At 66.2% G+C, this 19,868-nt stretch carries 21 protein-coding genes and 2 pseudogenes; 1 reads left to right on the top strand and 22 read right to left on the bottom strand.

The features are described from left to right. Positions 1-3: 3 nt before the first annotated feature. From hypB to U5S82_19520, 6 genes and pseudogenes are all read right to left on the bottom strand, one after another. On the bottom strand, positions 4-909 hold the full coding sequence (hypB, locus tag U5S82_19545; GenBank protein MDZ7753775.1) for a hydrogenase nickel incorporation protein HypB: 906 nt from the start codon (positions 907-909) through the stop codon (positions 4-6). After that, the gene (hypA, locus tag U5S82_19540; protein MDZ7753774.1) at positions 909-1,250 is read right to left on the bottom strand and encodes a hydrogenase maturation nickel metallochaperone HypA; all 342 of its coding nucleotides are present in this window, start codon (positions 1,248-1,250) and stop codon (positions 909-911) included. The genes hypB and hypA overlap by 1 nt, the downstream gene beginning before the upstream one ends. 81 nt (positions 1,251-1,331) lie before the next feature. Then, positions 1,332-2,507 (bottom strand): nickel-dependent hydrogenase large subunit, encoded by a 1,176-nt coding sequence (locus U5S82_19535; protein ID MDZ7753773.1) that lies wholly within the window; start codon positions 2,505-2,507, stop codon positions 1,332-1,334. Between the two features lie 16 nt (positions 2,508-2,523). After that, a complete protein-coding gene (gene hybE, locus U5S82_19530) occupies positions 2,524-3,042 on the bottom strand; it encodes a [NiFe]-hydrogenase assembly chaperone HybE (protein MDZ7753772.1) in 519 nt (172 codons plus the stop codon). After that, a pseudogene (locus U5S82_19525) lies at positions 3,039-3,149 on the bottom strand (rubredoxin). Before U5S82_19525 ends, hybE begins: the two are co-directional and overlap by 4 nt. A gap of 219 nt (positions 3,150-3,368) precedes the next feature. Then, positions 3,369-3,530 (bottom strand): annotated as a pseudogene (locus tag U5S82_19520) (nickel-dependent hydrogenase large subunit). Positions 3,531-4,700: 1,170 nt separating this feature from the next. Here U5S82_19520 and U5S82_19515 point away from each other — a divergent pair. Continuing rightward, a complete protein-coding gene (locus tag U5S82_19515; GenBank protein ID MDZ7753771.1) occupies positions 4,701-4,913 on the top strand; it encodes a hypothetical protein in 213 nt (70 codons plus the stop codon). A gap of 216 nt (positions 4,914-5,129) precedes the next feature. On the opposite strand, the gene U5S82_19510 is transcribed toward U5S82_19515, so the two are convergent. The 16 genes from U5S82_19510 to nuoL form a co-directional block, all read right to left on the bottom strand. Then, positions 5,130-5,588 carry a GGDEF domain-containing protein gene (locus U5S82_19510; GenBank protein ID MDZ7753770.1) on the bottom strand — a complete coding sequence of 153 codons (459 nt, stop codon included), beginning with the start codon at positions 5,586-5,588 and terminating at the stop codon, positions 5,130-5,132. Continuing rightward, on the bottom strand, positions 5,509-6,318 hold the full coding sequence (locus tag U5S82_19505) for a bacteriohemerythrin (protein MDZ7753769.1): 810 nt from the start codon (positions 6,316-6,318) through the stop codon (positions 5,509-5,511). Before U5S82_19505 ends, U5S82_19510 begins: the two co-directional genes overlap by 80 nt. Positions 6,319-6,441: 123 nt before the next feature. Next, the gene (locus U5S82_19500; GenBank protein MDZ7753768.1) at positions 6,442-6,996 is read right to left on the bottom strand and encodes a rhodanese-like domain-containing protein; all 555 of its coding nucleotides are present in this window, start codon (positions 6,994-6,996) and stop codon (positions 6,442-6,444) included. A gap of 337 nt (positions 6,997-7,333) precedes the next feature. Continuing rightward, positions 7,334-7,510 (bottom strand): hypothetical protein, encoded by a 177-nt coding sequence (locus U5S82_19495; protein ID MDZ7753767.1) that lies wholly within the window; start codon positions 7,508-7,510, stop codon positions 7,334-7,336. A 518-nt stretch (positions 7,511-8,028) separates the two neighbouring features. Next, positions 8,029-8,619 (bottom strand): glycosyltransferase family 2 protein, encoded by a 591-nt coding sequence (locus U5S82_19490; protein ID MDZ7753766.1) that lies wholly within the window; start codon positions 8,617-8,619, stop codon positions 8,029-8,031. Then, positions 8,585-9,142: a glycosyltransferase family 2 protein gene (locus U5S82_19485; GenBank protein ID MDZ7753765.1), complete on the bottom strand. Its 558-nt coding sequence runs from the start codon at positions 9,140-9,142 to the stop codon at positions 8,585-8,587. The genes U5S82_19490 and U5S82_19485 overlap by 35 nt, the downstream gene beginning before the upstream one ends. A gap of 10 nt (positions 9,143-9,152) precedes the next feature. Further along, positions 9,153-9,542 (bottom strand): hypothetical protein, encoded by a 390-nt coding sequence (locus U5S82_19480; GenBank protein ID MDZ7753764.1) that lies wholly within the window; start codon positions 9,540-9,542, stop codon positions 9,153-9,155. Then, on the bottom strand, positions 9,449-10,417 hold the full coding sequence (locus U5S82_19475; GenBank protein MDZ7753763.1) for a hypothetical protein: 969 nt from the start codon (positions 10,415-10,417) through the stop codon (positions 9,449-9,451). The genes U5S82_19480 and U5S82_19475 overlap by 94 nt, the downstream gene beginning before the upstream one ends. Before the next feature lie 340 nt (positions 10,418-10,757). Further along, positions 10,758-11,147, bottom strand: a complete 390-nt coding sequence (locus tag U5S82_19470) for an HlyD family secretion protein (protein ID MDZ7753762.1) — start codon at positions 11,145-11,147, stop codon at positions 10,758-10,760. After that, on the bottom strand, positions 11,117-12,556 hold the full coding sequence (locus U5S82_19465; protein MDZ7753761.1) for a hypothetical protein: 1,440 nt from the start codon (positions 12,554-12,556) through the stop codon (positions 11,117-11,119). The genes U5S82_19470 and U5S82_19465 overlap by 31 nt, the downstream gene beginning before the upstream one ends. Positions 12,557-12,796: 240 nt before the next feature. Further along, entirely contained in the window at positions 12,797-13,300 is a 504-nt protein-coding gene (locus U5S82_19460; GenBank protein MDZ7753760.1) for a hypothetical protein, read from the bottom strand. Positions 13,301-13,522: 222 nt separating this feature from the next. Further along, complete coding sequence (locus U5S82_19455) at positions 13,523-14,188, bottom strand: hypothetical protein (protein ID MDZ7753759.1); 666 nt, start codon at positions 14,186-14,188, stop codon at positions 13,523-13,525. A 227-nt stretch (positions 14,189-14,415) separates the two neighbouring features. Next, positions 14,416-15,849, bottom strand: coding sequence for an NADH-quinone oxidoreductase subunit NuoN (gene nuoN / locus U5S82_19450; protein MDZ7753758.1), 1,434 nt, complete (start codon positions 15,847-15,849; stop codon positions 14,416-14,418). A 28-nt stretch (positions 15,850-15,877) separates the two neighbouring features. Next, positions 15,878-16,258, bottom strand: coding sequence for a four helix bundle protein (locus tag U5S82_19445; GenBank protein ID MDZ7753757.1), 381 nt, complete (start codon positions 16,256-16,258; stop codon positions 15,878-15,880). A gap of 112 nt (positions 16,259-16,370) precedes the next feature. Continuing rightward, positions 16,371-17,888 carry an NADH-quinone oxidoreductase subunit M gene (locus U5S82_19440; GenBank protein ID MDZ7753756.1) on the bottom strand — a complete coding sequence of 506 codons (1,518 nt, stop codon included), beginning with the start codon at positions 17,886-17,888 and terminating at the stop codon, positions 16,371-16,373. Between the two features lie 15 nt (positions 17,889-17,903). Next, entirely contained in the window at positions 17,904-19,859 is a 1,956-nt protein-coding gene (nuoL, locus tag U5S82_19435; protein MDZ7753755.1) for an NADH-quinone oxidoreductase subunit L, read from the bottom strand. Positions 19,860-19,868 lie beyond the last annotated feature (9 nt).

The following is a 19,868-nucleotide window of genomic DNA, read 5'->3' as shown; positions in this document are numbered from 1 at the left end:
CCCTCAGACCGTGGCCGCCGCGGCCGCCGGGGCGGCGGCCTCGAGCAGGGCGATCTGGCGGTGGGCGCGCAGCCACTGGTACCAGGCCTCCATGCCCTCGCCGCTGGTGGCCGACACCTTGAGCACCTTGACCCGCGGATTGACCCGCCGGGCATTGGCGATGCAGGCCTCGACGTCGAACTGCAGGTAGGGCAGCAGGTCGATCTTGTTCAGCAGCACCAGGTCCGAGGCATGGAACATGTCGGGATACTTGATGGGCTTGTCCTCCCCCTCGGTGATGGAGAGGATGGCCACCTTGGCGGCCTCCCCGAGGTCGAAGGCCGCGGGACACACCAGGTTGCCGACGTTCTCGATGAACACCATGGAGCCCGCCTCCGGCGCCAGGTGCTCCAGGGCGTGGCCCACCATGTGGCCGTCCAGGTGACAGCCCTTGCCGGTGTTGATCTGGATGGCCTTGACGCCGGTGGCGCGGATGCGGTCGGCGTCGTTGGCGGTCTGCTGGTCGCCCTCGATGACCGCCATGGCGAACTCGTCCCCCACATCGGCGATGGTGCGGGTGAGCAGGGCGGTCTTGCCCGAACCCGGGCTGGACACCAGGTTGAGAGCCAGCACGCCGCGATCCGCGAAGTAGCGCCGGTTGGCGGCGGCATACTCGTTGTTCTTGGCCAGGATGTCCTGCTCGATCTGCACCATGCGGCCCTGGCTCATGCCGGGAGCATGGGCATGGGCCGGGCCCTGGCCATAGTCGTGCACATGGTCGTGGCGGTGCACGTGGTCGTGGTCATGATCATGACCGTGGTCGTGGCCGGGATGGCCGTGGTCGTGAGGATGATCATGGTCGTGCCCATGGCCATGGGCCTCGCCCTCCACTTTCACCTCGCCTTCGCCGCATCCGCATACATTGCACATCACACCACCTCCAGCTCTTTGATTCGCATCTCGTCGCCGCCCGTCACATGCAGTTGGGCCCCGCCGCAGGAAGGGCAGAGGTCGTAACGGGCGCTGACGGTCACGGCCTTCATGCAGCCCATGCACCAGGCCGTGCCCGGGGTGTCCAGGATCTCCAGGCGGGCGCCATCGGCGATGGTGCCCCGGGTCACGGCGTCGAAGCAGAAACGCATGGCCTCCACCTCTACGCCGGCCAGGGCGCCTATCTCCAGCCACACGGCGCTTACCTTCTCATAATTCTGCTGGCGTGCATTGTCCTCGATCACCTGAAGCACACCTTCACACAGGGACATCTCATGCATGGCCACTCCCGGACCCGTCGCGGGTAGGATATTCACTGTAGATCCAAACATATCCCATTACCGGCAACAAAAGCGGGGCCTTTACCCCCCATCGACCACCAGCTCGAAGCCGACGCAGGGGTCCAGGGCGCGGATGGTCAGGGCGGCGCGCCGCCGCAGGTCGTCCTGGTCCGTGAAGGCGAGCCCCGTGAGGGCCCGAGCGGCCGCCCCCTCCGGGTGGAAATTCCACTCCGTGGGCGCCAATACCTGGTAACGAGTCACGGCGCCCGCCGCCAGCTCGACCCGATGCACCAGCCGGCCCCGGGCCGCCTCCACCTGGCCGATGCCCTCACCCCTAACACGGCCCTCGCCAGCGGCCGCCGACGGCGCATCCGCCAGCCCGGGCAGGGCGGTCTCGAGGCCGATGGCGAGGGCGGACAACTCCGCCAGCCGGGCCACCAGGCGCGTGGCCAGAGCATCGCCGTGGCTCTCGAGCAGGCAGGCCACCAGGGTGTGGGCACGGCGGCGGGACAGAGACGAGGTCTCCGCCGGGGCGCCCTGCCACCGGGGCCTGGCGATGAATGCATCGGCGCCGGCGGGGCGCAAGCGCGCCCCCAGGGTGGCGTCATCGAGGTCCGGCAGCAGGGGCACCCCCTCGGCCGTAGTCCCTGGCGCCGGGTCGTCCATGGCCGCGGCCACCACCCGGGCGGCGACGGTGGTGCCCTGCCCCGCCCACGCCGCCAGTTCCCCCGGCGTGGCGAGGCCATGCCACGCCGCCACCGGCAGGCCGAAGACCCGCTCCTCCAGCACCGCCATCATCTCTCCCAGGGCCGCGTCCAGGGCCTGGTGATCCACCGCCACGGTGGCATCCAGGGCGAAGGCCCGGCCCTCGGCGAATATCGCTTCCCGCACCGCCGGCAGCAGCCGCACCATGGTGGCCGCCGCCGGATCGGGTCCCTCCCCCAGGTACTCCGCCCAGCCCAGGAGTATTCCAAGGGTGTGCTCGCGCACCGTCTCCACGTCCACCAGCAGGCGCCCGGCCGCGGCGGCCGCGTCGGGGGCCCGCCCGAGGGCGGCGCCGAGGGCCTGGCGCGCGGCCGCGGCCTGGGCGGTGGCGCACAGGCTGTAGATCATGGGCAGGGTCTCCAGCACCGCCGCCGGGGAGCGTCCCACGAAGATCCGGGGGGCGTGGAGAGGCCGGCTGGAGCGGATATCCACCCCCACCACGCGGCCATGGCCGGTGCGCAGGGCGATGGTGATCTGGCCTTCGATGCCCACGGGGCTCCTCGTGCGTTCACTTCAGTGCGGCGCGCAGGAATTCGCGACGACTCACCCGGAACGGCGCCGCACGAGGCGCGCCGCCAGGCGCGGGCCTCGGGCGCCCCTGACGGGATTCGGCAGGCGGTGCCAGCAACTGCTCCAGGGCCGCCCGGGCCGTGGCCACCGCCACCGCCTGATGGGGAAACTCCAGCACCGGCGAGAACAGGGAACACATGCGATAGCGGCCGATGCCCGCCTCCTCGCCCAGGATAAACTCATGGGTCCCCGACGGGAATCGCACCAGCCCCTGCTCCCCCGGGCGGCGATCCGCCCACTGCTCCCCTTCCACCGGCAACAGCATGAGGTTCATGGACCACGGCGTCACCAGCACCCTCAGACAGGACCGATCCCAGGGCCGGAAGCCCACCGCCTCCACGGTGAGCCCCGGGTTGATGAAGGGCTGGCCCGCCATGCGCTCCCGCTGAATGCGCCGAAAAGCCGCCTCCAGGCCGGCGGCGAGGTAGACCGCCGCCATGGACGAATCCCGGCTCATGAGCCGGCCACCACCATGAAGTCGGCCTTGGCACCGTCGCAGTTGGGGCAGGTCCAGTGATCCGGCACGGCCGCCGAAGGGGGTGCCGGGGGCACCTGCCAGTAGGGTCGCCGGCGGGCACCTTTTCCGGGTCCAGGGGCACGGCGGGGGCCGCGGCGGCGAGAGGTATGGCTCCTCACCTGGCCGGGGATGGCCCCAATTCCCACGGTATCCCTCACCACCCGCTCCCTTCATCCAGGTATTCCACCGCCATACCCGGCCGGCGCCGAATCCTGGGCCCGCCACCGAGGGCTGCCGTCGCGCGGCGCGCTCACCTCCCCCACGGCCAGCACTTGGTCCATGAGGTCCCGATCGGCCTCTTGGAGGTGGCTGATGTCCACCACCCGGGGAGCGTCCTCCACTGCCCGCACCGAGGCCAGGGCGTGGCAGCCGGTACAGACGCCGCAGATCCGTTCCACGAAGGCCCAGGCGCCCCGTGAATTCCGACCCCAGCCCCAGGGCCGCGGCCGTCAGGCTGCAATACTTGAGGAAACTGCGCCGGGTGATGCCCTGGCGGCGCGTCACCTCGTTGAAGGTCTCTGTCATCGTCCACCCCTCCTGAGAGGGACGGCTCACGGCCGTCCCGTTGGTTGTGGAGGGGCTGTTGCAAGGGCAGTGCCAGCTATGAAAAAACAATATATTTCAATCGTTTGTCGAACACAGGAAACGACGCGACACGAGGCATCGGAAAGCCGTCTCACGTTCCAGGCACCGAACTGGAAAGGTGGCGACCATCATGTTACTCGTCCTGCCTGCCATGAACCGGACCATCTAAGGCGAAGAACTGTAACCACGAAAGACACGAAATAGCACAAAAGAAGAAGGCTCTCGCCAAGAACACCAAGGGATTGGGAACGTGACGGAAGACGCCAGTGGGAGGCTTAGAGGTTGAAAGGCAAGTCTCGATTCCATTCGAGTACCGAGACTCAAATTCGGCGAAGCGCGCAAAAGGCACGGCATCACCCGCATCGTCAATCGGCTGGAAAAGAATTGCCGCTCCCCTGGCGTACTTGGCGATCTTGGCGAGAGGAAATTCTTCTCGCCACACCCACGAATCCAGTGCAGGAGCCGAATTTCTAGACTCGATTAAGGGATTTCCTCCTACGTTTTTACCCAAATTTCCCTGAAGAGCCCAATTAATTTGGGGGACAAAACCTTGACCGGGATCAACGTGAATCAGCAAATTGCGATTCAATGTGTGTTCGAGGCCCCGTATATAGCGCCCCTCCGAAGATACGAGGATTAGACCATGCCGGGAGAACTGAACAAGATACTTGGAGAAACACCGTTGCTGGCGAGTTTCGACCCCGCGCACCGGGAGGCCATCGCTCGCATGTCACGGATGGTCGATTACGCGGAAGACGATTTTATCTTCCATGAGGGAGCGCCTTGCGGCGCCTTTTTTATCGTGGTCTCCGGCCTGGTCAAACTCTTCGTCACCAACAACCGGGACCAGCGGAAGATCATCGAATTCATCTCGCCTACGGAATCCTTCGCCGAGGCCGCCATGTTCTCCGGCCAGGGTTACCCGGTGTCGGCACTGGCGGTGGTGACGCCTTGCTGGTGCGCATCGATGCCTTCGGCTTCACCCGATATCTGCACCAGCACCCGGAACTCACTTGGACCATGCTGTCCAGTTGAGCCGGCGGTCCCACTACCTCATCGGGCAGATCCGGCAGATGTCCCTCCAGGGCGCGCGCTCCCAGGTGGCGGACTACCTGCTCCAACGTCACTCCACGGAGGAACCCCTCCAGCCCATCACCGGCCTCCCGGCGCGCCGAGCCGATCTGGCTGCCGCCGTGGGCGTCACCGTAGAGACCCGCGGCCGGTGATCTCCGAATTCGCAACCACGGCTGGATCAGCCAACCAGGGACAGCACCATCATCATCCAAGAGCCGGACAAGCTGGAGCGGTTCCGCCACAAGGACTGGCCCAAACAGACCCGTGCAGATAACGTGAAGACCGTCGAGGGACGCGCCTCCGGAGTCGCTTCGAGAGACCTCAAATCCATCCGGGGGCACCGAGTCCTTGCCCAATCGTTCCAGGCATCAGACCGCTTCCCCGGGACTGGAACGAACACAATTGCGGCCCGCGGCCTTGGCCGCATAGACGGCCTCGTCGGCATCCTTGATCAGATCGGCGACACCACGCATCCCGGCGTGGCGCACGGCGACCCCGGCACTGATACTGCCCCGCCACTCACCATCGCCCACCGGCACGCGCAGGGCACTGATGCGGCGCCAGGCGTTGGCCGCCACCTGCTCGGCGCCTTCCAGCGGGGTACGGGGACAGATGACGAGGAACTCGTCGCCACCCATACGGCACACCAAGTCATCGCTGCGCACGGCATGGCGCAACTCCCTCGCGACCCTTATCAACACCTCGTCGCCGGCATCGTGGCCGAAGGTATCGTTGACGGGTTTGAAATCATCGGCATCGATCATGATCACGGCGAGAGGCCCATTTTCTGCAACCGCTTCTCCCCACAGGCGCTCCATCTGTGCCATGGCATGACGACGGTTGGGCAGGCCGGTGAGGACATCGGTATTCGCCACGTCCTCCAGGTGCCGGTTGGCCTCGGCCAGGGCCGCCCCGAGGCGCTGGCGACTCCACCTTCTCCGCCTCCAGCCGCGCCACCAGACCAGCGAGTTCCTCGGTGCGCGTGGCGACGCGGTGTTCCAGATCTTCGTTCAGCGCCTCCAACTCCCGGTTGCGCTCGGCCACCTGCTCGAACAGCCCATTTAGGGCGGCCAGCAGCGGCTCGGTGGCATCCCGTCGTTCATCGGCCTCGGCAAGCAATGCCTGGCGCGGCGTCATGCCGGCATGGATGCGTTCCATCTGGCGGGCCATGGCCTGGTCGGTACCCAGGATATGGTAGACCAGCCACGACGTCAGGAACTTCAGGATGGAACGGATCTCGGCAACTGCCTCGGCAGACAACCGGCCGTAGAGACGTTCGACCTCTGCCAGGTAGTAGCGGTGCTGGGCCTGATGCTGTTCCACATGGCCGCCGTCGAGCCCTTCCTGCACCATCAACCGCTCCTCCTCGGCAAAATGGTAGACGGCATAGTCCCGCAGATCCCGGTAGAGGGCGGCGATGTCATCGACCGGGACCTCCAGGTTCTCGCGCACCCGCTCACCGATGGCATTGATGATATCCACCAGGTGACGGTGCTGATCATCCACCTCCGTCAGGCCGGTTTCGAAACGCTCTGTCCACTGAAAGGTCTGTGCCATTGGTCTACACCGGGCGTCTGCGTGGCTGCCCCGCGCCGCTCTGTGGCGCCAGGGTGATGCGTCAGAGGACGATGATCAGGGTCGCGATCGCCCCTGGCACATCTCCACACTGAGTATGAAAGGTCATGGTAACCCAGCAACGGCCCGCACGGGCAGAGGGGGCGAATGGGCAGCCCCGGATTCCCTCGGGATGGATGGCGCCGGGGCCAGGTTATTCTCATAGACGATTCGGGGTGGCGGCGGGGCCTGATACCGTGGGCAGACCCGCGGTCCGCCCAGCCCGTGAAACCGTTCTTCAACACGGCGGCCCTGTCGTAGCCCCACTCGCGCAGCAGCTCGGTAGGCCCGCACGGCCTCCCGGGAAGTGTGGTTGTCGGCGTAGACGATGACCGGCGCGCCCCTGTCGGACAGCCCCGGCAGCCGGGGCGACTCCTGCCCCTCGATAAAGCGCCGACTCATGGCCTGCAACTCGGACAGGGGCATGGCCACGGCACCCTCGATGTGGGAACGGCTGCTCGCGGCCTGAGGCCGCACGTCCAGCACCACGTGCCGGGGGTGCGAGTGCATCGCCAGCCAGGAGGCCTCTGAAAGCAGCAGCAACCTGGTCTCGCTCCAGCCCGGCAGGCCGTCAAGATAGCCCTTGAGGTTGGTGTGGCCGGCGGCCTCGGCCTGCTCCACCGCCGCCCGCCGGTGTCGGGAAACGTGGGACCGCGGCCATAGAACACCAGCAGCATATCCTTGTCCGCGGGCAGCCTGCCAGGGAAGTCCTCATCCTCGGGGGAGGTGGACCCGGCGCCCGGGATATGGGCCATTGCGAAGAGATACGTGGGGACGGGTGTCGACAACTGATGGGGCTGCCCATCCGTGATGATGCCCAGGAGTTCTTTGACGTGAATCTCCACACCGGGGGGCAGGCCAAGGACCGAATCTTCTCGACGCTGGAGGCGGGCTTGCCCTCCTCCCGCTGCACCTCCACCAAATCGGGGGCCCGAGGTCCTTGAAACCGGCCGCGTTCTCATACCGGGTGTTGCCGTCGCGTGCGTACCACCACTTGGCCCTTGCCCTTGACGTTAATCTGGAGGGTGCCGGCCTTGTTAGACATAGCGGCGATGCGGCCTTCCACCGTCTCCGCCTGGCGGAACCCGCCGAGGACCGGCAGGGAAGCGGACCATTCAGTCTCTTCATAACGCACTCCTTGCGGTGGGAATATAAGATCAGGTTTAGTTATTAGATTTTTTGCCATTTCAAACTAAATCGCTAATGGCTGCATTAAATCTGCATAAGGTTCGCTGAACTAAACCACTACGCGGTAGCTCCCCTTCCATACACGCCGGCGGTTCTTCTGTCGTCAACACCCTCAGTTGGCCCGATATGGGTCTGACTGCGAGAAGGGACGACGATGACACTGATGCGGATCCGCCACTTCGGCTTGCTGGCCAACCGGGGCCGCAAGGAGCAGCTCGCACAGCGCCGTGAGGCGCTGGCCGTCCCCATCTCACCGGAGCAAAACGACGGCGCCGCACAACACGAAGACGCCAGTTATCCCTGCCCGCCGTGCCGCAGCGGGCGGCTGCAGGCGATCGTCACGGCGGATTGCGCCCCAGTTGTGCCCCTTCGAGGGCTCCCGACAGGCGACACTGGAGACGTACAAGAGGGCGACCTTGTGCGACGTTCGTCAAACGCTGGCGCAGGCCCAATACGCGGGACACATCAAAGCCGCTCGCGCGCGTCCGCCCGCCCACCTTCCACGGAAGTTCCAGCGGTCGAGGTAGGAGACACGGTGAACGAACTCCATGAGCACAGGCGAAGGTGCGCACCATGCGGAGCTAGATGCCGGTATACAACGGCACCAGGGGTACGAACAGGGACATGCGGCCCTCCACCGGCCGCAGCCAGCGCCCGAACAGCAGAAACGCCGCGGCCACCTTCGACCACGTTGGCCAGGGTGTAGAGCACGTAGTTGATGAAGAAGATGACCGGCAGTTGGGTCGGGTGGAAGAGCATGATCTGGAAGATGTAGACCCACCACTTCAGGTTCATCAGGACGTTGAAGAAAATGTTTCTCGCCCCGACGATACGAAGTTGCGCAGCCGGAAGCTCGCCGAGGGCAGCAGGATGTCGTCGGTGCTTGCGCATCCGAAAGCGCACCATGGAGCGGTCCCGGCGGTAGCGCTGGCGCGCCAGCTTGCGGAACGAGTCCGGCACGTGAGTATAGCAGGCCGCGGTGGGCTCGTGCAGGACCTTTGCGATCCCAATCTCCCGATCTTCACCGTCCAGGTCGCCGTCCAGCCCCGGACCCACGTCCCAGCCCCCCACCCGGTTCCAGGGTGTCGCGACGGCAGGCGCCGTCAGCACCGGCGATGATGCGCAGGATGCCGAGCATGGTGGCCACCGTGCGCCCGGTGGACAGGGCCTTCATGTACTCGATGGTCTGCAGCCGGGTGGCGAAGGTGGCATGCACGTTGCTGACGCGGATATCGCCGCCCACCGCCCCGACCTCGGGGTCGAGGTAGAAGGGGATGAGGATCCTCTCCAGGGCATCGGGGGCAAGCCACGAGTCGGCGTCCACGTGGATCACGAACCGCCCCTTGGCGTACTTGAGCGCCGTGTTGGCGGCCGAGGCCTTGCCGCCGCGCACCTCGTTCCTGATGAACAGGGACAGCCTGCCGGCACGCTCGTAGCGCCGGCAGATGGCGGGCGTATCGTCGTCCGAGCCGTCGTCCACCACGATGGTCTCCACCGTGCGGTAGGTCTGGCGCGCCAGGGAGTCCAGCAGCCGCGGCAGGTGGGGGCCCTCGTTCTTGCCCGGGGCGATCACCGACACCAGCGGCCGGTCACCGAAAAGCCGGGCCCGCGCCGCCTGGCGCCGGGCGCGCTCGCGGCGGCTGCGCCGACGCCACCAGGAAGGCCGGCACCAACACCAGCTCCAGCAGCATGTAACGGAAGAAGTCGATGAGGAAGAAGGGCCAGAAGTAGTAGAGCGCCTCCAGCCAGGTCAGATCCTCGAGAAACGAGCGGACATCATCAAGGAACAGCTGGGTCTTCAAGAAGCGCTCCACCGCGTCGTCGAGGTCCAGGTCCTCCGCCACCGCGAGCATCTGGGCCTTTATGTTGGGGTCACGGCCCAGGTTCACCTCCAGCAGTTCGGTGAGCCGCTCCCGCAGGCGCTCCAGGGCCCGCTCGGCAGCCACCACATCGGTCTCGGTGAGCAGGATGATGAACACCGACTCGCTGCGGGCGGTGAGCACGTCGGAGTCCCGCAGCACCGCCCGGAACAGCTGGCCCAGTTCGCCGAAGATCTCCTCGGCGCGGGCGCCGGCCTCCAGGTAGACCTGGTCGAGGTCGGCCAGGGATACGATGAGCAGCGAGCTGGCGGACTTCTGGTAGCGGCCATGCGGGCCCGCTTCACCCGGAAGCAAGCACCGAGGGTATCGTAGCCCTGGAGGTTCAACTCAGACTCCAGCAGGCTCGAAAACAGGGTATCCAGTCCGTACATGGCGGTGTTCTTCCCGATGGCCGAGACCGTGTAGCGCTTGATCTCGCGGTGGACCTGGTGCTCCGGCGCGGCGGAGCGCTGGCAATGGTAGCAGGCGGTGTCCACCACGGGGTCCTGAAAGGCGTGGCTGCACTGGTTGCAGGTGTAGACGATGGACGGCTTGTCGTAATCCACGCCGATATGGCGCAGCCGCCGGGTGCACTTGGGGCACACCAGCTGCTCGCCCTGGCGGAAGTCGCGGGACGGCGCCGTGTGGGCGCACTTGAAGTGGTGGATGAGTTCGTCCACCAGCAGATCGGCGGAGCCACAATGAGGGCAGGTCTCGAGGAAGTTGAGGAAGGCGCTGCCGCAGTGGTGACAGAAGTGGGCCTTGGACTGGAACTCGCCGCGCACCAGGCGTTGCTCGTCCAGGAAGTCCAGCACCCTCAGGGTGGCATCGTCCTCGGCGGCGAAGAAGGGCACCAGCGGCGGATAGACGAAACCCGCGCGGTGGTCGGCGGTCATGAGCGCGGCCAGATCCAGGTCGCGGCTGGCCATGAAGCGCAGCACCTTGAAGGCCAGGTTGGTATCGGTGGCGTTCTCGGCACCGGGCAGGCCGGCCATGTAGCGGCGAATGTCCTGAAACGCCCGGGCCTTGTCCCGCGGGAGGTCGCGCCTATGTCGGCGAAGGGGAACCAGGCATCGGCCTGGCCCAGGAAGGCGTCGTCCGGGGTCCCGTCTGCCACCAGCAGCACCACGGGCTTGAGGTAGACGTGGGGCGCCGGGTTCTGCGGATGGCGCGCAGGGTCTCCTGGCGGACCCGGGGTTACGCCCGTCCACCAGCCAATACCGGATCTCGTCGCCGTTGATGTCCCCAGCTTGTCGTGGGCCACGGTGGGGATGTCCCCGCGCCGCCAGCCGGGACTTGTCGGATACGAATACCGAATGCCTCCATCGCTCTGCCTCACGTGGACTCCATGCGGTCGAAACCCCGCCAGCTTCCGCCGTGCCGTCGTCGGGGGGCAGCACGTGCACCCGCGGCCGGGATTCCACCGGCACGTAGTCCTCGCGCTCGCGGTGTGCCGTCGTAGGCCGCTGAGCGCAGCTCCGCCACCCGACCCAGGGTGCGGCTGCCGTCGGGCAGCAGCACGCTGACCACCGCGCCCTCGTACCAGCGTGTGGTGTCCTCCTGCTCCGGGTAGGCCTCCACCCGCACCGGGCCCTCATCCGGGCTGAGCATGAACAGGGCCTGACCGCGGCGCAGGTACTCGTGCGGGCGCAGGAGCACGGCCGTGACGCGGCCGGCAAAGGGCGCCCGGACGGTTAGAGCCAGGCACTCCGGTGGAGTTTCCACCACCTCGGCACGGGCCGCCCGCAGATTCTCGGCCTTGAGACCGATCTGGCTTTCCAGCAGCCGGGCGTCGGCCCGGAGTTCATCCAGCTCACGACGCAGGTCGTGGGCCTCGCGGCGGCGCTCCTCGTCCAGTTCCAAAGCCCGGCGCAGGTCCAGGGCGGCGAGGCGGCTTCCCTTTTCGGCCAGCTCCCGCTCGAGCAGGGCCAGCGGCTGCGGTCCATGGCGAGGTCGAGTTCCAGCCTGTCGAGCTTCGGTGGGGCCTGCGGCGGGCAGGCCTCCTCCGGGCCGATGACCGCCAGCGCCTGGCCGGCCACCACCCGCTGCCCCTCGAGCACCGCGATGCGCTCCACGATGCCGCCGCGGGGTGAGGCCAGGCGGGTCTTCTCCACCTCGATCTGGCCCCGTACCTCCAGGTACAGGATGTAGTGCAGCAGGTGCCAGCCGGCATAGCCGGCGATAGCGATGAGCAGCAGGTAGTAGAACCACTTGGTGGCCCACGAGCCGCGGCTCGCCGGGGCCTCGCCCTCGGCCAGGCGGGTGACATGGCTCTTGCGGTTGCGCAGCTTCACCGACCGGACTCCACCAGCTCCAGGTAGCCGGCGAGCTTGTGAATGCCGAAGCGGCGGATGCCGGTGGCGGCAGCGACGTGATCGAAGGCGCGCTCCAGGGCCGCTTCGTCGGCGAAGTCCGCGGTGCGCAACACCACCACCAGCGGCCCCGTCCCCACGGCATCGATAACGGGCCCGATGCGGCGAACGATACGCGCCGGGCTCTGGGATCCGCAAGGCCATCAGGTAGACGCCGTTCACGCAGGCCCCGCGCAGGCGGGCGGCAGCCGAGGCCACGTCCCAGAACACCGGCACCGCCACGCTCAGGCGGGTCCCGTCCGGCAGGGCCGCGCGCACCTTGCCCACCAGGGCCACGAAGTCATGGAGATGGCGCTCGCGCTCGGCATCGAAGCCCGGCAGGGTGTGGGGCTCCACGTCGAGATGGATGTCCGGATGCAGCCGCGCCGTTTCCAGGGCCCGGGCGACGGCGGCGGCATGGTTGGCCGGCAGCGCCCAGGGGTTGTGGGCCAGCACCAGCGACACCCGGGTGCCGCGCTCGCGGGCGGACTCCAGCAGCCGGCGCAGCTTGGCGCCGTCGACGGCGCGGCCGGCGGACACCAGCAGCTCGTCCAGGCCCTTGGCCGCCGCCAGCTCGTGGATAACGGCGTTGGGGACGGTGTTGAAAGACCGCGACCACGCGTAGAGGCTGCGCTCGCCGGTGCGGGCACGGTAGCCGGGGCCCTTGGAACGGACCACGCTGACGAAGCGGGGCTCGAAGGCCAGGCCGGCCTGGCGCAGCACCTCGTTGACGCGCCGGTAGACCTCCTCCCGCGCGGTCACCGCCTCGAGGGTCGCATCCACCAGGTCGATGGCCCGGGTCAGCGCCGTGTACAGGTCCGCCTCGCCGGGGTAGAGACGGCGCTAGGCCAGGGAGCGCCGGACCCGCTCCAGGGCCCGCAACACGCGATAATCCTGGCGTTGCGCGCGCGCACGGCCTGGTCCTGAGGCGGCATGGCCTCCTCCAGATCCAGCCGGCGCTCCCAGGCGGCGAGCCGGGTGCGCTCGTCGATCTCCTGGAGCCTGAGCCTCAGCAACGGCTCGTCAGGTGCGTCCAGGGGCACGGTGAAGCGCACCCCGGCCACCATGTCGAGGGCCGCGTACTCTGGAGGTCCCCGGCCTCGGCGCGCAGAACAGGCGCAGGCGATCGAGATCGTCGATGCGGGACTGCCGCTTGGCCACCTGGCGCTGGAGCAGGTTGGTCTGGAGCAGGGCGCCGTCCCCGGCCAGGGCGCCGGCCACGGCGTCCAGGTCGAGGGCCATGTAGGGGTGGCGTGGCCCGCTCCAGTCCAGGCGCGACGGCGTCACCTTCGAGGCGGTGGAGGGCGGCGCGGGGGCCGCCACCTCCGCCTGCTCCGATTCCACCGCCAGCACGTCGTCCAACAGCCGGCCGCCCCCGAAATAGGCGTCGCGGTTGGCGGCGTACAGCGGCTCCACCAGGGCCAGCTTGTCCCGCAGCAGGCGGCCCCGCACGGACCGGAACAAGGCCGGCAGCTCGTGGCGCCGGCACAGGGCATCGCGCTCGCGCCGGCGCTCCGCGGCGGACACATGCGGGCGACCGGCAGCCCGGTCCTGGGAAGATCGCCGACTCCACCTCCCGCTGGCGCCGGCCGTTGCCCAGGAGTTCCCAGGACAGCTCCAGGTAGGCGTCCTGGTCGGAACTCTCGTCGTCGAAGAAGGCGGTGCCGCCGCCGCCCTTCTCGTCACGGTAGTTGTACGCACCGGCGCAGGGCCAGCGAGGGGTCGTCGGCGCGGCGCCGGGCCTCGGTCTCATAGCTCCGGGCGAGCACGGCCTCGGGATCGGCCGGCGCGCAGTCGAGGCGGAAGAAGTCCCCCACCGGGGCCACGCCGGCCTGCCGCCAGCAGCTCGCGTACCCTCCGCTCCACAGTGCCAACGCGGCCCCACAGGGCCTCGGCCTCGGGCATCTCGGCAGCCACCGCCGGCGGGCCGGCCGCCGGCTCGAAACGCAGATCGCCGTCGAACTGGAACACCGCCGTGGCCCCCGCCCGATCGGCGGCGGGAGCGGCGGCCACGGTCACCGCCAGGGCGAGGGGACCAGCGTCGCGCCCGTGCGGGCACCGCGGCGTATACCCCGGCAGGCCGCTCCCCAGGGCGACGAGGTTCTCCCCGAGAATTGCTCGAGCTCCGTCACTCCAAGCGCCTGTTTCATCGTCGGTTACTTGACCCAGTTTAGCGGCCTGAGAGCAAAGAAACTTAGGAACCTGATCCCTCGAGCAGGGCCTCGCACGGTCGTCTCTGTTCGGCATGGGAAGCCAGATGCGTTCCAGGCTCACGGGCTCCAGCCGCCGCGAGGGCTGGCAGGCCGGGATGTCCAGGAACACGCCGATGCCGGGGTCGCCATGGCGGTTGTCCAGAGGCACCAGGGCGATGCTGCGCAGGCCGCGGCGCTCGGTCTCCCGCAGCGCCTGCTCCACGGCCGCCTCGGCTACAGGCGTGAACTGCGCCCACTATCCCGCAAACCGGGCAGATCACAAAGGGGTTCGAAGCCGTGCGGACAGGGAAGGGTGCCCTGGAGGGCGGAAAAGGCGAAACCACGAAGGACAGCGCCATGAGCCCCGCCAAAGAGCGGGGCTCTTCAGCCGCCTGCGATCCGGGAAGAACCCGCCCGTAACGGCACAGGGGTCGCTGACAGCACATCCGACTAGCCCGCCGCCATGGCGGACACGCACAGCGCCAACAGGGCCCCGGGGAAGAGGCCGAGGCCCAGCACCGCGAGGCCGTTGATGCTGACGGCGGCCTGGAGGTCACCCCCGGCGGTGATGGGACTGGCGTCATCGGGCTTGTCGAAGTACATCAGCTTGACCATCCGCAGGTAGTAGAAGGCGCCGATGATGGAGAACACCACGGCCACCACGGCGAGCCACACCATGTCCGCCGCCACTACCTCCCGCAGCACGGACCACTTGGCCCAGAAGCCCACGAAGGGGGGCACGCCGGCCATGGAGAACAGGAACACCATCATGATGAAGGCGAACCACGGGCTGCGCTCGTTGAGGCCCTTGAAGTCCTCCAGGCGGTCGGCCTCGAAGCCGCTCCGGGACAGCAACACGATCATGCCGAAACCGCCGAGGCTCATGATGGAATAGACGATGGCGTAGAACATTGAAGCGGCGTAGCCCGCCTCGGTACCCGCAAGGATCCCGAGGATTAGAAAGCCCACATGAGCGATGGTGGAATAGGCGAACATGCGTTTGAGGTTGGTCTGGGCGATGGCGATGACATTGCCCACCGCCATGGACAGGACGGCGAGGATGATCAGCATGGCCTGCCAGTCGGCCTGCAGGCCTTCGAGACCGTCCACCAGCACCCGCATCACCATGGCGAAGGCCGCCATCTTGGGCGCCGAACCGATGAACAGGGTCACGGCCGTGGGGGCGCCGTGGTAGACGTCGGGCAACCACATGTGGAAGGGCACGGCGCCCAGCTTGAAGGCGAGACCCACCACCAGAAACACCAGCCCGAACACCAGCACCGTGTCATCCACGATGTCGCCACTGGCCACCACCTGGGCGATTTCCCCGAGGTCCACGGTGCCGGTGCCGCCGTAGATCATGGAAATACCGTAGAGCAGCATGCCCGAGGCCAGGGCCCCCAGCACGAAGTACTTCATGGCCGCCTCGGAGGCATCCGCGGAATCCCGGTGCATGGCCACCATGGCGTAGAGGCACAGGGACAACAGTTCCAGGCCCAGGTAGACGGTGAGCAGGCTGTGGGCCGACACCATGATCATCATGCCGAGCACCGCGAACAGGCCGAGGACGTAGTACTCGCCCTTGAAGACGTTGCGCTCCCGCAGGTAGTCCTTGGAATAGGTGAAGGCGAAGAAGGCGATGCCGGCGATGAAGGCCTTCAGCACCGAGCCCATACCATCCACCACCGCCGCGCCATGGAACACCACCTGGGGCTCGTCGGGATACAGGGCCACCGTAAGCCCCCCCGTGATGACCAGGGTCATGAGGGCCAGCTGGTAGGTCACCGCCCGATAGGCGTCGGGCAGGAAGGCGTCGACGATGAGCACCACGCAGGCCATGGTGAGGAGGAACAGCTCGGGAGTGATGGCGACGAAGGCGGTCATTTCTGGAGGCAGGGAATAGGGAATAGCTTTAGGGACGTCTCCGGACATCCTGGACACTCCTGATGAATCCAGCAAGGAGACGGGACTCATTGGCCACTCTTTGAAAAATTTCATCATCTCTCCGCAGATATCCCAGTTCGCTGGCAATGATAAGCTGTGTATCCACTTCACTGAGCGAGCCACTTGCTATATCCAAGAACCTCAACAACTCTTTGTCGCTTGTTCGCGCGACACCCTCCGCAATATTGCTCGGGACCGATATGGCCGCCCTACGAAGCTGCGTGCACAGACCATATCGCTCATCATTGGGAAACCGTCGGGTTAGGTCGTAAACGGCCTTGACGAGAACGATCCCCTGTTTCCATACCTCAAGCCTATAGTGGCGTCTCCACTTCACATCGGCATCCATTCCGGTCTCCCCTGAGCTTCACCTTACCCATGCCCACTTGGCTTCCCGCTATTCCCTATTCCCTATTCACTATTCACTATTCACTATTAACTATTCCCTTGCCCCATTCCCCTCAAAGCTTCGACTCCACCATATGCCCAATCAGATGCTCCACCGTGGGATGCATGACCTCGAGGAGGGGCTGGGGCCAGACGCCGAAGAGGATGACCACCACCCCCAGGACCGCGAGGATCAGGAACTCGCGGGCGCTCAGGTCACCGAGCCCCCGCACCTCGTCGTTGGCCACCTTGCCGTAGATGACGCGCTTGTACATCCACAGGTTGTAGGTGGCTCCGAGCAACAGGGTGCTGGCGGCGAGGAAGGCGTACCAGAAGCTGGCGTGGAAACTGGACAGGATGACCATGAACTCGCCCACGAAGCCCGAGGTGCCCGGCAGGCCCGAGTTGGCCATGATGAACAGCATCATGAAGGCGGCGAATACCGGCATGGGATTGGCTACGCCGCCGTAGGCCCCGATCTCGCGGGTGTGCATGCGGTCGTAGAGCACCCCCACGCACAGGAACAGGGCGCCGGAGATAAAGCCATGGGAGATCATCTGCATCATGCCCCCTTCCATGCCCAGGGCCGCCCCCCGAATATCCCCGGTGTTTTCCAGGATGGCGAAGGCCACGAAGAAGCCCAGGGTGACGAAGCCCATGTGGGAGATGCTGGAGTAGGCCACCAGCTTCTTGAGGTCCTTCTGGACGATGGCCACGAAGCCGATATAGACCACGGCGAGGAGGGACAGGGCGATCATGAGCCAGTCCAACTCGCGGCTGGCATCGGGGGTGATCGGCAGGCTGAAGCGCAGGAAGCCGTAGCCACCCATTTTCAGCATGATGGCCGCCAGCACCACCGAGCCGCCGGTGGGAGCCTCGACGTGGGCATCGGGCAGCCAGGTATGCACCGGCCACATGGGCACCTTCACCGCGAAGGCGATGAGGAAGGCCAGGAAGATGAGAATCTGCGCCGACAAGCCGATGGAGACCGCGTGCATATCATGGATGGCGAAGCTCCCGGCTTGGCCGTAGAGATAGAGCAGCGCCACCAGCATGAACACCGAGCCGAGGAAGGTGTAGAGGAAGAACTTGATGGTGGCGTAGATGCGGTTGGGCCCGCCCCAGATACCGATGATCAGGAACATGGGGATGAGCATGGCCTCCCAGAACACGTAGAACAGCATGGCGTCCATGGCCGCGAACACGCCGATCATCAGGCCCTCCATGATGAGGAAGGCCGCCATATACTGGCCGATCTTGTACTGGATCACCTCCCAGGCCGAGATCACCACCAGCACCGTGGTGAAGGCGGTGAGCAGGATCAGGGGCATGGAAAAGCCATCCACCCCCAGGTGATAGTTGATGCTGAAGGCCTCGATCCAGGGCAGCTTCTCCACGAACTGCATGGCCGGGGTGGTGGTATCGAAGCCCGTATAGAGGGGGATGGACAGCAGCAAGGTGGCGAGGGATACCAGCAGGGCGATGACCCGTGCGCCCACCGCATTCTTCTCGCCGGCGACCAGGATCCACGCCCCGCCCAGGATGGGCAGCCACACCAGCAGGCTCAGAAGGGGAAGTTTTTCAAACAGCATCTCTACTCATCCCTCTCACAGGCCGCCGACGGCGAACTGCAGCAACAGCAGCAGTCCGATGATCATGGCGAAGGCGTAGGTATACAGGTACCCCGTCTGGATGCGCCGGAAGACCCCCGAGAACCATCCCACCACCCGGGCCGATCCGTTCACCATCAGGCCGTCGATGAGACCCATATCCCCCACCCGCCACAACAAGGTACCGAGGCCACGGGTGCCGCCGCCGAAGAACCAGTCGTTGAAACGGTCGTGACCATACTTCTCCACCAGAATAGTATGAAGGGGCCGTATGCGCGCCACGATCTGCGCCGGCAGATCGGGGCGTTTGATGTACAGGAACCAGGCCGTGAGCACCCCCAGCGCCGCCAGCCAGAAGGGTGGCGCCATGATGCCGTGGAGCAGGAACGCCACCAGCCCATGGTAGTCCTGCCCCAGGCGGGCCAGGGTATCGTGCTCGGGGGCGACGAAAATGGCCTCGCCGAAATAGCCGCCAAACAGCATGGGCTCGGCCCACCACCAACCGATGATCACCGACGGGATGGCCAGCAATATCAACGGCCCGGTGACCACCCATGGGGCCTCGTGGAGGTGCTCCCGGGTATGGTCGTCCATGCGCTCGCGCCCGTGGAAGGTCATGAAGAACATGCGGAAGGAATACAGGGCGGTGACGAACACCCCCGACAGCACGGCCATATAGGCGATGTCGGCTCCCCACAGCTCCGAATGGTGCACCGCCTCGATGATGCCATCCTTGGAGAAGAAGCCCGAGAAGCCCGGAAAGCCGATGAGGGCCAGGGAGCCGATGAGGGCGGTGGCATAGGTGATGGGCATGTATTTACGCAACCCGCCCATGCGGCGCATGTCCTGCTCGTGATGCATGGCGATGATCACGGCCCCCGCCCCCAGGAACAGCAGGGCCTTGAAGAAGGCGTGGGTGCCGAGATGGAACATGGACGCCGCATAGGCCGAGGCCCCCAGGCCCACCGTCATGTAGCCCAGTTGGGACAAGGTGGAGTAAGCCACCACCCGCTTGATGTCGTTCTGCACCAGCCCCAGCAGCCCCATGAAGAAGGCGGTGATGGCGCCGATGATGAGGACGAAGGACAGGGCCGTCTCCGAGAGCTCGAACAGCGGCGACATGCGGCTCACCATGAAGATGCCGGCGGTCACCATGGTGGCGGCATGGATGAGGGCCGAGATGGGCGTCGGGCCTTCCATGGAATCGGGCAGCCACACGTGCAGCGGCCATTGGGCGGATTTCCCCATGGCGCCGATGAACAGCAGGATGCAGATGACCGAGAACAGGGACCACTCGGCACCGGGGATGATCTCCATGGTGGTACCCACGAACTCGGGCGCCCGGGCAAACACCTCGGCATAGTCCAGGGTACCGAAGTACATCAGCACCGCCGAGATCCCCAGCAGGAAGCCGAAATCCCCTGCCCGGTTCACCAGGAAGGCCTTCATGTTGGCATAGATGGCCGATTCCCGGTCGAACCAGAAGCCGATGAGCAGGTAGGACACCAGCCCCACCGCCTCCCAGCCGAAGAACAGCTGCAGGAAGTTGTTGGACATCACCAGCATGAGCATGGAGAAGGTGAACAGGGAGATGTAGCTGAAGAAGCGCTGGTAACCCGGATCGTCGTGCATGTAGCCGATGGTGTAGATGTGCACCATGAGGGACACGAAGGTCACCACCACCATCATGGTGGCGGACAGTTGATCGATGAGGAAGCCCACCTGGAAGGCGATGCCGTCACTCAGCCCCCACGTATAGACGGCGCCGTTGAAGGCGGCGCCGCCCTCCAGCACGTGGTGGTTATAGACCACGAAGGAGAGCACGGTGGATAGCGCCACGCCGATGATGGTGACCCAGTGGGCCCCGGCGCGCCCGATGGCCTTGCCGAACAGACCGGCGATGAGGGCGCCCACCAGGGGGGCCAGGGGAATGGCCAGATAGATGTCGAACATGTCCATGGT

The sequence above is a fragment of the Gammaproteobacteria bacterium genome (assembly GCA_034522055.1).
In the GTDB taxonomy this organism is placed as follows: domain Bacteria; phylum Pseudomonadota; class Gammaproteobacteria; order JAABTG01; family JAABTG01; genus JAABTG01.
The sequence above is the reverse complement of the archived record's forward strand: the minus strand, read 5'-3'. Positions and strand labels throughout refer to the sequence as shown.